This window comes from Ureibacillus massiliensis 4400831 = CIP 108448 = CCUG 49529 (assembly GCF_000772965.1).
Taxonomy (GTDB): domain Bacteria; phylum Bacillota; class Bacilli; order Bacillales_A; family Planococcaceae; genus Ureibacillus; species Ureibacillus massiliensis.
Window position 1 is genome coordinate 105286 of sequence record NZ_JPVQ01000004.1, and the last position, 15792, is coordinate 121077.

Annotated in this window: 16 protein-coding genes; 12 read left to right on the top strand and 4 right to left on the bottom strand. The window is 33.8% G+C overall.

Annotated features, from left to right (window positions below):
- Positions 1–144: 144 nt before the first annotated feature.
- Complete coding sequence (locus CD30_RS04170; protein WP_036172774.1) at positions 145–1071, top strand: manganese-dependent inorganic pyrophosphatase; 927 nt, start codon at positions 145–147, stop codon at positions 1069–1071.
- Between the two features lie 33 nt (positions 1072–1104).
- Here the strand turns inward: CD30_RS04170 and CD30_RS04175 are convergent, their stop codons facing one another.
- Complete coding sequence (locus tag CD30_RS04175) at positions 1105–2481, bottom strand: FAD-dependent oxidoreductase (protein ID WP_036172776.1); 1377 nt, start codon at positions 2479–2481, stop codon at positions 1105–1107.
- Between the two features lie 228 nt (positions 2482–2709).
- Between CD30_RS04175 and CD30_RS04180 the strand changes: the two genes are divergently transcribed.
- On the top strand, positions 2710–3417 hold the full coding sequence (locus CD30_RS04180) for a DsbA family oxidoreductase (RefSeq protein WP_036172779.1): 708 nt from the start codon (positions 2710–2712) through the stop codon (positions 3415–3417).
- A gap of 191 nt (positions 3418–3608) precedes the next feature.
- On the opposite strand, the gene CD30_RS04185 is transcribed toward CD30_RS04180, so the two are convergent.
- A complete protein-coding gene (locus CD30_RS04185; protein ID WP_036172783.1) occupies positions 3609–4133 on the bottom strand; it encodes a YceI family protein in 525 nt (174 codons plus the stop codon).
- A gap of 185 nt (positions 4134–4318) precedes the next feature.
- Here CD30_RS04185 and CD30_RS04190 point away from each other — a divergent pair, with 185 nt between their 5' ends.
- From CD30_RS04190 to CD30_RS04230, 9 genes are all read left to right on the top strand, one after another.
- On the top strand, positions 4319–4627 hold the full coding sequence (locus CD30_RS04190) for a winged helix-turn-helix transcriptional regulator (protein WP_036172787.1): 309 nt from the start codon (positions 4319–4321) through the stop codon (positions 4625–4627).
- Positions 4628–4702: 75 nt separating this feature from the next.
- Entirely contained in the window at positions 4703–5614 is a 912-nt protein-coding gene (gene murB / locus CD30_RS04195) for a UDP-N-acetylmuramate dehydrogenase (protein ID WP_036172790.1), read from the top strand.
- 78 nt (positions 5615–5692) lie between these two features.
- A complete protein-coding gene (locus CD30_RS04200) occupies positions 5693–6472 on the top strand; it encodes an exodeoxyribonuclease III (protein WP_036172795.1) in 780 nt (259 codons plus the stop codon).
- Between the two features lie 73 nt (positions 6473–6545).
- Positions 6546–8933: a penicillin acylase family protein gene (locus CD30_RS04205; RefSeq protein WP_036172798.1), complete on the top strand. Its 2388-nt coding sequence runs from the start codon at positions 6546–6548 to the stop codon at positions 8931–8933.
- Between the two features lie 115 nt (positions 8934–9048).
- Positions 9049–9330, top strand: a complete 282-nt coding sequence (locus CD30_RS04210) for a late competence development ComFB family protein (RefSeq protein WP_036172802.1) — start codon at positions 9049–9051, stop codon at positions 9328–9330.
- 215 nt (positions 9331–9545) lie between these two features.
- Positions 9546–9956, top strand: a complete 411-nt coding sequence (gene mntR, locus CD30_RS04215) for a transcriptional regulator MntR (RefSeq protein ID WP_036172805.1) — start codon at positions 9546–9548, stop codon at positions 9954–9956.
- A 28-nt stretch (positions 9957–9984) separates the two neighbouring features.
- Positions 9985–10839, top strand: coding sequence for a CvfB family protein (locus tag CD30_RS04220; RefSeq protein WP_036172809.1), 855 nt, complete (start codon positions 9985–9987; stop codon positions 10837–10839).
- Between the two features lie 69 nt (positions 10840–10908).
- Positions 10909–11190 carry a GNAT family N-acetyltransferase gene (locus tag CD30_RS04225; protein ID WP_036172812.1) on the top strand — a complete coding sequence of 94 codons (282 nt, stop codon included), beginning with the start codon at positions 10909–10911 and terminating at the stop codon, positions 11188–11190.
- A 428-nt stretch (positions 11191–11618) separates the two neighbouring features.
- The gene (locus CD30_RS04230; protein WP_036172814.1) at positions 11619–11921 is read left to right on the top strand and encodes a hypothetical protein; all 303 of its coding nucleotides are present in this window, start codon (positions 11619–11621) and stop codon (positions 11919–11921) included.
- A 73-nt stretch (positions 11922–11994) separates the two neighbouring features.
- On the opposite strand, the gene CD30_RS04235 is transcribed toward CD30_RS04230, so the two are convergent.
- The gene (locus tag CD30_RS04235; protein ID WP_036172817.1) at positions 11995–13515 is read right to left on the bottom strand and encodes a succinate CoA transferase; all 1521 of its coding nucleotides are present in this window, start codon (positions 13513–13515) and stop codon (positions 11995–11997) included.
- A gap of 279 nt (positions 13516–13794) precedes the next feature.
- The gene (locus CD30_RS04240) at positions 13795–14445 is read right to left on the bottom strand and encodes a LytTR family DNA-binding domain-containing protein (RefSeq protein ID WP_036172820.1); all 651 of its coding nucleotides are present in this window, start codon (positions 14443–14445) and stop codon (positions 13795–13797) included.
- Positions 14446–14962: 517 nt separating this feature from the next.
- Here CD30_RS04240 and CD30_RS04245 point away from each other — a divergent pair.
- Positions 14963–15754: a helix-turn-helix transcriptional regulator gene (locus CD30_RS04245; RefSeq protein ID WP_036172824.1), complete on the top strand. Its 792-nt coding sequence runs from the start codon at positions 14963–14965 to the stop codon at positions 15752–15754.
- Positions 15755–15792: the final 38 nt, after the last annotated feature.

Consider the following 15792-nt stretch of genomic DNA (forward strand, 5'->3'; position numbering starts at 1 on the left):
AAAAAGCGTATACGTAAATTGCGGGGGCATTTACGTATGCGCTTTATTTTGTGAATTGGAAATGTAGTTCTATTTTTCTAATTTCTAAATAGTTGTGTTAAAATAAATTCGAATTATGAACAAATATTAGGAGGACTTTGGTTAATGAGCAAAGTATTAGTTTTCGGTCATAAAAATCCAGATACAGATACAATAACATCAGCAATAGTTTATGCATATTTAAAACAACAGCTTGGCGCTGATGCAGAAGCAGTACGTTTAGGTGAAGTGAACAGTGAAACACAATTTGCATTAAATAAATTTGGCTTTGAAGCTCCAAGATTAATCGATAATGTTGCAAATGAAGCAAAAGAAGTAATTTTAGTTGACCATAATGAACGTCAACAATCTGCAAATGGCATTGAAGAAGTGAAAGTAACAGAAGTAATTGATCACCATCGAATTGCTAACTTTGAAACATCAGATCCACTATATTTCCGTGCGGAGCCAGTTGGATGTACTGCAACGATTTTAAATAAACTATTCAAAGAAAATAATGTAGAAATACCAGCGAATATTGCAGGGCTAATGTTCTCAGCAATTGTATCTGATACGTTATTATTCAAATCTCCAACATGTACTGAGCAAGATATTCAGGCAGGAAAAGAACTAGCTGAAAAGGCTGGCATTAATGCGGAAGAATATGGTTTAGCTATGCTAAAAGCAGGTGCAGATCTTTCTGATAAAGCGTTAGAAGATTTACTTTCTTTAGATGCGAAGGAATTTACATTTGGTAATGTCAAATCTGTTGTAGCTCAAGTAAATGCGGTGGATGTAAACGATGTATTAAATCGTAAAGAAGAATTAGTAAGTCTTTTAAATAATAAAGTTGAACAAAATGGTTTGAATTTATATTTCTTCATCGTTACGGACATTTTAAATAATGATTCAGTCGTTGTTGTGGCAGGTAGTGCTTCAGAAGATGCAGCAAAAGCATTTGGAAAAGAATTAAATGATCATGTAATTGAATTACCTGGTGTTGTATCTCGTAAAAAACAAGTTGTACCAGTGCTAACAGACGCTTTAAAATAATATAAAGGTGTCGCTTTAAGGGCGACACCTTTTTCATTTCAAATCTAATGGATATACTGCAGGTCCCTCAATAACATTTCCATTTTTATCGAATCTTGATCCGTGACATGGACAATCCCATGTTTCATCCCCTTCATTCCATCGTGTTTTACAGCCTAAATGAGTGCATTTAGGTGCATCAATTCTAGTTAAATACCCCTCGGCTAAATTAGAAGTCATAAATCCGATTAAATTGAACATGCGTAACATAGTAATACCAAATTGATTTCGGGATGGATGATAAATCTCTTCCGCTGGGTGTTTTACCTTTGTAATAGCACTTGAAATGATTTCACCAGCAACAAGGGAATTCGATAATCCCCACTTGCGATAGCCTGTTGCAATATAGATGTTCGATTCATTTGCAGTAATTGGCCCAACATAAGGTATCGAGTCAGCGGTATCCGGATCTTGAGCACTCCAATGAAATTCAGGTTTAGGTAAATCAAATTTTGACATGACCTCATTTTCTAACGTGTCATAATATAATTGTGTATCTTCAACAGTACCAGCCTTATGAGAACTACCTCCATAAATAAAATAAGGCTGATTGTTAATAAGGGCAGTTCGGATTGTTCGGGAAGGACTATCAACAGATAAATATTGTCCTTTCAATAGTTCCGTATTTTTAGTTGCAGTTAAGTAAGAACGTTCAATCGAAAGTTTAGCAATTTGCAAACCTTTAATGGCTTCAATCGGATAATGTGTTGCAAGTACAAGATGATTAAATGATACTTCAAGCTCATCTTCTGTATAAATAGTATTATTGTCTGGCACTACCTTTGTGACTCTGGTATTTGAATAAAGATTTGCGCCTTCTTTTAATGCGAGTTTCGCAAAATGTAGTGTGAAATTTGTAGGATGAATTTGAGATGTATTTTCGATTTTGATTGCAGTGTTAATATCAAAAGGAAGCTCCGTTTCCAATGTTTCAAGCCCTGGGATATTGAGTAATTTATATGCTTCTAGCTCATCCTGAAGTTTCTGTTTTCCTTGATCAGTAGTTGAATATAAATAGGAATCTACTTTTTGGAATATATCACTATTTACACTTTGTAATGCGGAATCAATGGCTTTTTGGTTAGCATCAAAGTAGGTTCTTGCTTCTTCTTCAGAAAATGATTTTAATAATTTTGCAAAGATTGCATCATGCTGAGGTGTTAACTTACCAGTTGAGTGACCTGTTGTAGCAATTGCTACAGAAGAGTTTGCTTCAAGAAGCACCACATTAACACCTTTTTTTGCAAGTAAATAGGCAGTATAGACACCCGTTAATCCTCCACCCACAATACAAACATCGCAATTGAGAGAAGTAGATAGTTTATTTAAAGATAATGGTTCAATTCCACTTAGCCAAAGAGAGTTTTGCATAAATTGCCTCCAATATATATTCTTTTTAGAAGTATTGGAAAATGTTGAGTACATTATTCAATGTTGTGTATAAGAACTCACTTTTAAAGAGAAAGAAAAATTAAATTAAATGCCAAAGTATCATCTATTTAAAACTATTTTGGTAGCATAAATATATTTAGATGAGCACTTTTATTGAACTATAGTAAGTGAATTCCGTAGAATAAGAAAAAAAGGAGAAGTGACCCTATGAAAGTAGAAGTTTGGTCAGATTACGTTTGTCCTTTTTGTTATATTGGAAAACGTCAATTAGAAAAAGCATTAAAAGATACAGGTTATGAAGGTCAAATTGAAGTTGAATATAAAAGCTTTCTATTAGATCCTACAACACCAATAGATGCGGATGAGTCCGTATATTCTTCGTTAGCAAAAAAATTTGGAGTATCCGTAGATGAAGCTAAAAATATGACGAAAAACGTTGCGAACCGTGCGAAAGAGGTAGGTCTCGAATACGATTTTGATATTATGAAAACAGCGAATACAGTAGCTGCACATAGATTAGCTAAGTGGGCAGATACAAAGGGAAAAGGTTCTGAAATGAGCGAACGTCTATTACAGGCCTATTTTTCAGAGGGTCAGGCAATTGGTAAACGAGATGTGTTACTAAAGCTAGTTGAAGAGCTTGGTTTAGATACGAAGGAAGCAACCGACATATTAGAAGGTGAGCAGTACGCTAAAGATGTAGAACAAGATATTATAGAAGCACAAACACTAGGTGTAAGAGGGGTACCATTTTTTGTATTTGATAATAAATACGGTATTTCAGGTGCTCAACCTCAACCAGTATTTGAAAAAACGATTGAAAAAGTAGCTAGTGAGGCCGGTTTAAAGCCGAAGTTAAAAATGGTTGGTAATGATAACGGTGCTATTTGTACAGACGATCATTGTGATTTTTAACTAAAAAATCCCCCATGAAAATGAACTGCTCCCCAATTGTTAGATGGTCTAACTTTAAGGGGTCACTTCAAAATTTCGTTGGGGGATTTATTTTATTTAATGCATTGTACAGATACAAGGTGTTATTATGTAGGAATTTAAATGTCGAAATGAATATTTTCATGACATTTCTCATAAATTGTAGATAAACCCTATAGAGGGTAAATTTCCAAATCGATGTAAACGTCTACATTTTCACCGATTAAAAAACTACCAGATTCTAAAATTTTATTATAGCGTAAATTAAAATCATATCGATTTATTGAAGAGTTAGCAGTAAAACCATAAGTATCCTGCCCCCAAGGATTCTTAACTTGCCCAGTACATTCAACAAAAAAAGTTGTAGGTTTTGTAATATCTTTTATTGTCAAATCTCCAATAAGGTTAAATGTAGAGTCTGTTAATCTTTCAATTTTTGATGAGTTGAATTTTATTTTTGGAAAACGATCTGCATCAAAAAAGTCTGCAGAAATTAAATGTTTATCTCGGCTTTGATCACTTGTCGATAAACTTGGAACATCGATATCAAAAGATATAAATACATCTTCTAAGCTTTCAATAGACTTTGTTTTAATGATGGCTGAGTAAGAACCAAAAACACCATTAACATTTGCAATACCCATATGTTTTACCGTAAATGAAATTGCTGAATGAGGAAAATCGATTGCATAATCCATGAATTTGACACCTCCAATCGAATTCTCTTGTTACCTAATAATATCTTAACAAGGAAAAATATACAATAATAGTAAATATCCAAGAATTAAGTTACTTTTCGTAGCTAAATTTTAAATGGTACACTAAAAAACAGGACGATAAGAGTGAGTCTACTTTCTAAAATTAAATCTAGAGGTGTTATATCATGAAAGAGGTATGTATATGTCCACGTTTTTCAAAAGCTATGGACTTGTTAGGAAAGCGTTGGACTACTTTAATATTGTATCAATTATTGGAAGGTCCTCAAAGATTTAACGAAATTGAATCCTCTTTACCAATTAGTGGCCGGCTGTTGTCAGAACGCTTAAAAGAATTAGAAAAAGAAAATATTGTTGAGCGAAAAGTATATTCAGAAGTACCTATTAGGGTGGAATATTCCTTAACGGATAAGGGGAAAGCACTTGAAGGAGCAATTCGAGAAGTAGAAAAATGGTCAAAAATATGGATAAATTAAAGTGTATAGCCACTTGCCAAAAAGCTTTCAATTTCCCATACTAAGTATGTACGTTTAGTAGAAAGGATTTTCAATATGACTATACAAAAGTGGGCTAATGATTTGGCTCAATTAATGAATCCAAAAAATATTAAGACAAATGAGTTATTAAAGAAATATACGATGACAAAACTTGGCGGGGCAGCAGATGTGTTTGTAATGCCTGAAACAGAAGAAGAAGCCAGTGCTATTGTAAAATATGCCTATGATCATCATATACCGCTATTAATGCTTGGAAATGGTTCAAATATGGTTGTTCGAGATGGTGGTGTAAGAGGGATTGTCATCACATTTTCAAAATTAAATGAAATTCGAGTGGATGGAAACCAAATATATGCTCAAAGCGGAGCTTTAATAAAAGATGTTTCAAAGATAGCAGCGAATGAAAGCTTAACGGGCTTCGAATTTGCTTGTGGGATTCCAGGCTCCGTTGGTGGAGCAATGGCGATGAATGCAGGAGCTTATGGCGGGGAAATCAAAGATATCATCGTATCATCAACTGTGTTAACAAAAGAAGGAAAAATAATCGTACTATCAAAAGAAGAGCTCGATTTACGCTATCGACACAGCATCATAACTCAAGAAGGTTATTTTGTTCTTTCTTCAATTTTTGAGCTTAAAAAGGGAAATAAGGAAGAAATTGATGCAAAAATTGCAGATTTAACATATAAACGAGAATCAAAACAACCTTTAGAATACCCATCAGCCGGTAGTGTATTTAAACGTCCCCCTGGCTATTTCGCCGGAAAGCTCATTCAAGACAGTGGATTACAGGGCAAGGGAGTCGGTGATGCCGAAGTCTCTCTAAAGCATGCGGGATTCATTATTAATAAAGGGAATGCAACAGCAACAGATTATATAAATACGATTAAAATGGTTCAAAAGGAAGTAAAAGAAAAATTTGGTGTTGAATTAGAGCTAGAAGTTAAAATTGTTGGTGAAGACTAGTATGTTAAAAAGCGCCTTTCGTGTAAGCGAGGGCGCTTTAAATACATATAGGAAAATTGATTACATAAGGAGTTTAAAATGAAGTTTATTTCGTGGAATGTAAATGGTATTAGAGCTTGTTTAACGAAAGGTTTTCTAGATTACTTTAATGAAGTTGATGCGGATTTTTTCTGTATACAAGAAACAAAGTGTCAGGATGGACAAGTACAGCTTGAACTTGATGGATATCATCAGTTTTGGAATTATGCTCAAAAAAAAGGGTATTCAGGAACAGCTATTTTCACAAAACATCAACCAAATCATGTAAAATATGGCGTGGGGGATGAGGAAGAGGAGCAGGAAGGACGTATCATTACATTAGAATATAATGACTTTTATTTGGTAAATGTGTATACACCTAACTCTCAAAGAGATTTAGCGAGATTGCCCTATCGATTAAATTGGGAAGAGAAATTAGCGAATTATTTAATCAGCTTAAATCAACAGAAACCAGTCGTCTATTGTGGTGATTTAAATGTTGCACATGAAGAAATAGATTTGAAAAATGCTAAAGCGAATATGGGGAACTCAGGTTTTACAGTAGAAGAAAGAGAAAAAATGAGCCGATTATTATCATCGGGATTTGTCGATTCATTTCGTTATTTAAATCCAACTAAAACAGATTCATATACGTGGTGGTCCTATATGAATAAAGTAAGAGAGCGAAATATTGGATGGAGAATTGATTATTATATTGTCTCTGAGCAATTAAAAGACCAAATTGAGGAAGTGGATATACATTCGAATATTTACGGTAGCGATCATTGTCCAATTCTTTTAAAATTAGATTTAAATAATAGGAAATTAAATAATAATTAAATGAAATACGTTTAATTCGAATCGTAAAAAACGATATTTAAAATGTTATTGCCTACGAGAGGTGGTCAAAAGAATGTCAACGGAAGCTATAAAGAAGAAAAAACCGAAAAGAATTATAGATTGGATAATTTGGGCAGTTGGTATATTAATTATATTAGGTGGTCTAATTGTAGTTGGGATACATTTTTATGTTGCAAGCTCATTACCTAAAATTGAAGGCGACGTCGTTGTAGAAATATTGGATGAGGATGTAACTGTGACACGTGATGGTCATGGTGTTCCACATATATCTGCTAAGACAGAAGCCGATTTATATCGCGCGCAAGGATATGTACAAGCCCAAGACAGACTATTTCAAATGGATTTAGCAAGAAGACAAGCTAGTGGAACACTTGCAGAAGTCGTTGGAGAAACAGCAATTGAGTCTGATAAGTTATTCCGTACATTTAGCTTAAGAAATGCAGCTGAAAAGTCTTGGGAAACATATGATGATGAAACGAAACAAATTCTAGAATGGTTTGCAGAAGGTGTAAATGCTTATATCAATGAAGGGAAATTAACTTATGAGTTTGCACTACTTGGATATAAACCAGAAGAATGGACACCAATAGATTCGCTAACCATTGGGAAATACATGGCCTATGATTTAGGTGGGACTTGGAAATTGCAGGCATTTAATCATTGGGCTATGCAAAACCTAACTGAAGAAGAAGCGAAGGAACTGTTAGTAAAATATCCTGAAGGTGCACCATCCATTATTGAAGCAAATTTAAATAATTCTGTAAAAGTAGCTGGAGAATTTAATACAGAGTTATTACCAAATGAATTTAATGGTAGTAACAACTGGGTTATATCTGGTGAAAAAACTGAAACAGGGAAGCCTTTACTAGCAAATGACCCTCATCTTAGTCTAGGCACTCCCTCTATCTGGTATGAAATGCATTTACAGTCACCTGAACAAAATGTTAGTGGAGTAATTTTTGCAGGCGTTCCAGGTATTATTTTAGGTCATAACGAATCTATTGCTTGGGGAGTTACGAATGTCGGTCCAGATGTTCAAGATTTATATATTGAAATCCCAAACCCAGAAAATCCAACTCAATTCAAGTATGACGGAAAATGGGAAGATGCAGAAGTTCGAAATGAACCGATTAAAGTTAAAAATGGAGAAACAATTGATTTTGAAGTTGTTGTAACAAGACATGGCCCGGTTATATCGGATTATATGTTTGGAGAAGAAACACCAGATGCTGTTTTCTCTATGCAATGGACAGCGTTAGAGCCAACCCATGAATTTCGTGCAATCTTAGGTTTTAACAAAGCTACAAACTGGGATGAGTTTGAAGAAGCTTTAGAGGACTTTAAAGCACCAGCGCAAAACTTTGTATTTGCATCAACCGACGGAACTATTGCATATAAGGCAGTAGGAAATATACCGATTCGTAAGTCTGGGGAAGGGGAATTACCTGTACCTGGAGATTCATCTGAATATGGATGGGAAGGATATATTCCATTTGATGAATTACCTTCTGTCATTAATCCTGAGGAAGGTTATATTGTTACTGCTAATAACGAAGTAATAGGAGAAGAATATCCATACCATATTGCAAACTATTGGGCGCCACCATATCGTTATGAAAGAATCGTTGAATTGATAGAATCTGTTGATGGGTCAGAAACAAAGTTAACTTCAAATGACATGAAAGCAATTCAATCAGATAAAAAAAATTTTTATGCAGAAGAATTTTTACCTCATATTCTTGAAACATTAAAGAAAATGGATACAGAAGGTAAGTATGAAGAAATCATTACACTTCTTGAAGAATGGGAAATGTTTGATAATAAGGATGAGGCAGCACCATTAGTATTTAATCTACTGATGGATAATGTGCAGAAAACATTATACGATGGTAAACTGCCAGAAGATATCTATGAGTTGATGCCAGCAAAATATCAAGTGACTGATCAACTATTAAGAGATGCGTATGCAGGAAATCCAGGTGTGTGGGTTACAGAAGCTGGTGGAATCGATCAAGTTATATTTGATTCATTTGAAATAACAATAACGGATATAAAATCAAAATATGGAACAAAAGCTTCAAAATGGACATGGGGTAGCTATAATAAGCTAACATTTGATCATCCCTTATCTGCTGCATCCGATTTTCTTGCACAATATATCAATCCAAGTAAACAATCAGTTGGTGGCTCTAGAATTACTGTACAAGCTGCAGGTAATGATGGGCAAGGGAATGTGAACCATGGTGCGTCATGGAGATTCGTTGTTGATTTAAATGATTTATCTCACTCCTTCCAATTGGTTGCTCCTGGTCAGAGTGGTCATGTTAAATCGAAATGGTATGATGATCAAAGTGCAGATTGGGTTTATGGTCGATACCATCAAACGAATATTGATGGGAACTTAATTAAAACCTATGAATTAATATTGAAATCACAGTGAAATCAAATGTTTACTAATTGATGCATTATTTATTTCGATTTTCCATTGTAATAATTGATTATTCGTTTTATGATTAATTCACTAGAAATATTATTTATGGAGCGATTTTTCAATTATGACAGAGCCAATTTTAGTCAATGTAACCGAAGAAATAGTTCATGGTCTTGTTAGATTTTTATTATTCGGTCCAGAATATCAAACATTTTGTCATTGCGAAAAATGTGAGATGGAAATAGCAGCTTACACGCTGAATAGATTACCATCAAACTATGTGTCAACGGCTGAAGCAAGAGAAGAAGTGTATAATAAGCTGAATAATCCGATATACATTAGCTTGTTAAATAAGGAAATCATAAGAGCCATTTATGCAGTTGGAAAAAGTCAGAATCATTCCTAACCTAAGATGGTTTAATTAATATAAAGTGATATATGGGGGGTGTTCAGAAAATAATAATTTCTGGGCACCCTTTGTATGTTGTTATTAAAATTTTTAATATGAGTGAACAACAGATTATTAGCGAATATCAATAATGGATATGTCGTGAAATATTACCTTTTTACGTAAGGTTGTAGTAAACTTAAAAGTAAGATTTTGAAAGTGAGGGGTCGTTTATGCCAACACCTAGTATGGAGGACCATATCGAACAAATTTATTTACTAATAGAAAATAAAGGATATGCGCGGGTGTCTGACATAGCAGAAGCATTATCAGTTTTACCTTCCTCAGTTACAAAAATGGTCCAAAAGTTAGATAAAGATGGCTATTTAGTATACGAAAAATATAGAGGGTTAACACTTACATCAAAAGGGGAAAGACTAGGTAAACGACTAGTAAAGAGGCATGAACTACTCGAACAATTTCTTCGTTTAATTGGTGTGGATGAAGAACTTATATATGCGGATGTTGAAGGTATTGAACATCATTTGAGCTGGAATTCTATAGACAGAATTGCTGATCTAGTACAACTATTAGAAGAAGATGCTGAGTTAGTAAAAAAGCTTGAAGAGATGAAAGCTCAATAACTTGTTTAAGAGGAGAAGGAAATAACACATGTTAGAACTAAAATCAGGTGAAGTTGTCGAACTTACTGTATTAGAAGAACAGGATTCACGTTTTATGTTAACAAATGGCGAATTAGAAATTCCATTAAATCGTTCGGAAGTCCAACAACCTCTTCAAAGAGGAGATCGTATTAAGGTATTTCTATTTGCAGATCGTCGAGGAAACCTACAAGCAACAACTGCCCTACCGAAGATAACGCAAGGCGAGTATGGTTGGGCACGTGTGATAAAGGTATCTAAAGAAGGTGCATATGTAGATATAGGCTCGACACGTGAGGTTTTAATCAAATCAGAGGACTTGCCACCTTTAAATAATCTGTGGCCAGAAGTAGGCGATGAGCTTTATACAACGTTGCGAATCGATCGTAATGGTGATTTATTTGGACGTTTAATTACAGAAGAGAAAGTTAATGAACTGTACGAAGGTGCAGTAGGGGATTTGCATAATAAAAATATAAAAGCTAGACCCTATCGTTTATTACCAGTAGGTTCTTTCCTACTTGGAATAGATAATCCTTATCGTATTTTTGTGCATAATTCGGAAATGGAATCCGAACCAAGATTAGGTCAAGAAGTGACGATTCGAGTGATCGATGTGAAGGAAGATGGATCATTAAATGGTTCAATGCTACCTAGAAAACACGAAAGACTTAGTTCAGATGCAGAACAGATATTAGAGTATTTAAATAGTGTGGGTGGAAAAATGCCTTTTAGTGACAAATCCACGCCAGAAGAAATATTAGAAATGTTTAAAATGAGTAAAGGCGCCTTCAAACGTGCACTTGGATCATTAATGAAGGCTGGAAAAATACAACAAAAGGATGGCTGGACAGAGCTCCAGTAATAGTTGATGCAAATTAATTAAACTCCTGTTTTTAGTATGGTATATTTTAGGCAAAGGGGGAGAAGTAAAATGGAATTTACTTTGAATGAATTAAGTCCACAGCATTTTGCTTTTGAGTACAAAAAAGATGGAGAAAAGTTAGCTGAGATTGAGTGGGTTCAAAAAGAGAACGTCATGGTCATGAACCATACGTATGTATCTGATGTTTTAAGAGGCCAAGGGGTAGCCAAAAAATTATTAGATCAAGCTGCAAGCTACGCAAGAGAGAACGGTTATAAGATGGAAGCTGTATGTTCTTATGTAGTGGCGGCATTTGATAAAAGTAATGAATATGATGATATAAAAGCATAAAAAAGGTGTAGATAATGGATAAATTCATTATCTACACCTTTTTAAATAGTATGGGATTATATTGAAATATTGATTTATAAAGTAGTATGAATTTTAGCGTAATTATTAGATGAATATCCAATTTAAATTTGAATAAAAAAATAAATTAGAACTGTTAGTAATAATGCTCCAACCAAAAATGAGGATACTTCTTTCCAATCATAAAATATTTCTCGATCTCTCATGAAGTTCAGCCCTCTCCATATAAAAAATTTGATACTTATATATTATTAAAGGCAATGGAAATATATTACCAAAATGGAAAGATAGATTGGAAAAATCGTTCGAGGTATTTTTACATAGTTTATCGTGCAATTGTCGAAATTGAACAAGTATATTTTTTTATAAAAGGGAAAAAGTAAAGTATCAGATCGTTTGGAGGGATTAAATTGGCAAAATTGAAAGGTAAAGGTGTAGTTTTAGCAGCTTTTGTCGCAGGTGTAGCATCCTTCTTAAGTAAAAAAGACAACCGCGTAAAAACAATGAATATGATTAATTCGATTAAAGATAAGGCAGGAGCTAAATTGAATCTTCAGAAATCAGGTGCAACTGGTACAGGTGATACACTCAAAGAATTAGCGGAAACAGCAGCAAGTGTAAGCGATACAAACATTAGAGGGAATAATTTTATAGGTGAAGGTGGAGGACAAACAGCACTTGCCTATTATAATGAAAGTCAACAAAAGCAATAATAAAAACCTCGATAACTTAATTAGTTGTCGAGGTTTTATTTCTGCTTGCTATTAAGAAAAAAATGTAACAGAGTTAAGCTTTAGCAACTTCTTTTTTCATTGTTTTGTTTTTAGCAAGGTTTACATGCCATGATAAAGCTTCCTCTAAAATATGAGGAGTTTGCGCATTACCAGTTGCTTCAACTGCGCGGTTATAGTAATCACGTAATTGCTCTTTATAATCAGGGTGTGCACAGTTTTCGATAATTAATGCAGCACGTTCTTTTGGAGCAAGTCCGCGTAAGTCAGCAATACCTTGTTCAGTTACGATTACGTCTACATCGTGCTCTGTATGATCTACGTGAGATACCATAGGTACGATTGACGAAATAGCGCCACCTTTAGCATATGATTTCGTTACGAAGATACCAAGACGAGCGTTACGAGCAAAGTCCCCAGATCCACCGATACCGTTCATCATTTTTGTACCACTAACATGCGTTGAGTTTACGTTTCCATAAATATCTAGCTCAAGAGCAGTGTTGATAGAAATTAACCCGAGACGACGGATTACTTCTGGATGATTCGAAATTTCTTGTGGACGTAATACTAATTTGTCAGCATACTTCTCAAGGTTTCCGTATACTTTTTTCTGTAATTCTTCTGATATAGTAATAGATGTAGCAGAAGCATAGCTTACTTTACCAGCATCAATTAAGTTAAATACTGCGTCTTGAAGAACTTCTGAGGCTACGATCAAATCTTCAAATTCAGAATCTGCAAATCCATCAAGTACAGCGTTTGCAACAGAACCAACACCTGATTGTAAAGGCATTAATTTGTTCGTTAAGCGTCCAGCTTTAATTTCAGAACGGAAGAAATCTAGTAAGATGTTTGCCATGTCCTGAGTTTCTTCGTCTGGAGGAACGATTAATGAAGGAGCATCTGGCTCTTCAGAAACAACGATCGCTTTAATTTTAGCTGGATCAACTTTAATTCCGATTTCTCCAATGCGTTGTGTTGCATCAGTTAATGGAATTGGTCCACGTTGTCCTTGTGCTTCTGGTACATAAATATCATGAAGACCAATTAAGCTTTCAGGATGTGCGATATTTAATTCAACAATAATATTTTCTGCATATTGAGCGAAGATCGGTGAGTTACCAACTGATGTTGTTGGGATAATTAAACCATCTTCAGTAATTGCAGCAGCTTCAATAATTAAATATTGGATTGGTCCGATAATTCCTTGGCGTACTAATTCAGCATTGTGAGAAAGATGAGCGTCTACATATAAAACATCGCCAGAGTTAATTTGGTTACGAATCATTGGGTCTGCGATGAAAGGTCCGCGTTTGCGAATTGCACCAGCTTCAGCTAGATACTTGTCCACTTCAGGGCCAAGTGAAGCACCAGTATAAACATCAATTTTAAACTCTTCATTTTTAGCGCGTTCAACTAATGCCATAGGAACAACTTTTGCATCTCCAGCACGAGTGAATCCACTCATACCAACTACAGCGCCATTGCTAATAAGTGCGGCAGCTTCTTCTGCAGATACAACTTTATCGACTAATTGTTTTAAACCTAGACGTTTTTCGACTCTTGGATCCATTAAAAATCCTCCCCTTAAATATAAAAAAATAGTCTCTACATTATATCAAGTTACTACTTAATATAATTCTTATACACTAATATTAGCACCAAAATGTCACAAAATCTTCAACAAATTTATGAAAGTGCTTAATTTGCGTATGAACGAGAAAAAATACGTAAAAACGAAGAAAAATAAGAAAACCATCTCTGTTCTTTATCAAATAAAAAACAAAAAAATAAAAAAACGACCATTATTATATAGTACAATGGTCGATTTGGGTAGAAAAACAATTTTAAATTAAAAGCCTAATGATCTACGGAAGTAACTTGCATATCTTTGGCTGACAGGAATTCTAGTTCCGTCTTTCATCACTAACAAGAAAGTGGAATGAGAGTCTGGTTGGATTTCTTCTATAAAATCAATGTTTACAATGTAAGAACGATGACATCTAATAAAAGAATCAGGAGCTAAGAAAAGTTCTAGGTCACTTAAGTTAAGTCTATGGTAGCCTTCGCGATTCATCGTTTTCACAAACGTTTTTCTTAATTGTGTTTCAAGGTATATTACTTGATTGTGTTTAATAGGATACCAACAGTCATCAATTTTTATCGTAATATAGTTTGTTAAAAATGGAGATGGCTTTTGAGGAGAAATAGCTATGATTGCTCCTTTCGTTTCACCTTCTTCAACAAGAGGAATACTCATTCCGTAGTATGGTACTCCAAATACATCAGGTTCAATGTATGAACTGATTTTTTGTCCATATGTAAGAGCTTTATGTGCAGCAGAACCTTCTTTAATAGGATCTCCAGGTTTAATTTTTAAATCAACCTTTTTACTTGGCTGATAGTATAGATACTCATTGGTATCAGAAATTGCAATTGATGTATCCTCTGGGAAGAAATCTTTTATAATATTCATGATTTCTTCAATTTGCTTTGGATCCAATAGTAACACCTCTTCATTAGCTTAGTATGTATAGTATATATTAATTTTACTACATATTAAACTAATTGAAATAGAGAAGATTGAGGAATAATTTAGGATTTTTTGAACAATTCAAAAAAAACTATTGATAAAATGAGTATTTAAAGATAACATCGATGTAATAATTTTACAAATGCGTAAAATATAATATTATACTGTAAAACAAATATTAATCGTATACAATGGAGTATGCAAAGTATATCTCATTCTATACCAATCTTTAAAATTGAGTTGAAAAAAAATCGCAAATTATGGTAATATTCACTGTAGTTATAAAATAATTACTTTATACATATTTATACGAATAAAAACATTAAGTTTTTGCATATCATAACCAAAATTTAAGATAAAAATATCAATTTATGTATAGGATGATACAATATTCATATAAAGCATATAATTCTTATTGTAAAAAAATAAAATGTGATTTTTCAAATAATTTATGCAAATTGCATTCTGAAGAAAGATGGGGTAATTTATGCAGCATCAACATTCAATATCAGAAACCATTTCTAAAAGATACTTTCAAGAAATTGATGGTATTAATCAATATAGTGGGATTGAGGACTTTTTCAATATTGAATCAAAGCTGTTGTTTGAAATCTTTCACTTAGAGGCGGCGAAGGCAAAGAAATCTTTGCATGAAATCATTGATATCCTATCGATTCGATTTGGAAAACAAGTGATTAAAATTGTCCGTGGTTATTTTGTCATACTGTCATCAATTGTTGCTAGAAAATTATTAGATAATCAAGTCCCTTCAAAAAAGGCGTTTGCATTTAATCTAGCTTGCTCAGATATGATAGAAAACAAAATGAAAGATGCTGAATTTCTACAATTTGCAGACGAGTTAATTGAGTTTTATGTAGATTTTATTGCAGATCGCAAACAACCAACTTTCAAACACCAAACTGTGAATAAAGTAATCATGTACATAAATGATGAACTAGAAAATGATTTAACAGTTGAAAGTATAGCGAATAAATTTCATATAAGCACAAGTCATTTGTCACGTATTTTTAGAGAACATGTTGGAATTACACTGGTAGAATATTTAAATGTTAGACGAGTAGAAGAGTCGCAGTATTACTTAAGACATACAAATAAAAGCATTACTTCGATTTCTGAACAATTTCATTTCTGTAATCAAAGTTACTTTACTCGCATATTCAAAAAATATACTGGTGTTACACCGAAACATTTTAGAGATGAATTACATCATGAGTTTTATCGATTTGAAATTAATGATTTGGAACATGAAAATGTTTAAGAATACGGAACGTGGCTACTGCAGGAAATGGATATTTT

Bases quoted from the DNA above. Each gene is read 5' to 3' on its own strand.
- CD30_RS04170 (WP_036172774.1), top strand. From the start codon at position 145: ATGAGCAAAGTATTAGTTTTCGGTCATAAAAATCCAGATACAGATACA.
- CD30_RS04175 (WP_036172776.1), bottom strand. From the start codon at position 2,481: ATGCAAAACTCTCTTTGGCTAAGTGGAATTGAACCATTATCTTTAAAT.
- CD30_RS04180 (WP_036172779.1), top strand. From the start codon at position 2,710: ATGAAAGTAGAAGTTTGGTCAGATTACGTTTGTCCTTTTTGTTATATT.
- CD30_RS04185 (WP_036172783.1), bottom strand. From the start codon at position 4,133: ATGGATTATGCAATCGATTTTCCTCATTCAGCAATTTCATTTACGGTA.
- CD30_RS04190 (WP_036172787.1), top strand. From the start codon at position 4,319: ATGAAAGAGGTATGTATATGTCCACGTTTTTCAAAAGCTATGGACTTG.
- murB (WP_036172790.1), top strand. From the start codon at position 4,703: ATGACTATACAAAAGTGGGCTAATGATTTGGCTCAATTAATGAATCCA.
- CD30_RS04200 (WP_036172795.1), top strand. From the start codon at position 5,693: ATGAAGTTTATTTCGTGGAATGTAAATGGTATTAGAGCTTGTTTAACG.
- CD30_RS04205 (WP_036172798.1), top strand. From the start codon at position 6,546: ATGTCAACGGAAGCTATAAAGAAGAAAAAACCGAAAAGAATTATAGAT.
- CD30_RS04210 (WP_036172802.1), top strand. From the start codon at position 9,049: ATGACAGAGCCAATTTTAGTCAATGTAACCGAAGAAATAGTTCATGGT.
- mntR (WP_036172805.1), top strand. From the start codon at position 9,546: ATGCCAACACCTAGTATGGAGGACCATATCGAACAAATTTATTTACTA.
- CD30_RS04220 (WP_036172809.1), top strand. From the start codon at position 9,985: ATGTTAGAACTAAAATCAGGTGAAGTTGTCGAACTTACTGTATTAGAA.
- CD30_RS04225 (WP_036172812.1), top strand. From the start codon at position 10,909: ATGGAATTTACTTTGAATGAATTAAGTCCACAGCATTTTGCTTTTGAG.
- CD30_RS04235 (WP_036172817.1), bottom strand. From the start codon at position 13,515: ATGGATCCAAGAGTCGAAAAACGTCTAGGTTTAAAACAATTAGTCGAT.
- CD30_RS04245 (WP_036172824.1), top strand. From the start codon at position 14,963: ATGCAGCATCAACATTCAATATCAGAAACCATTTCTAAAAGATACTTT.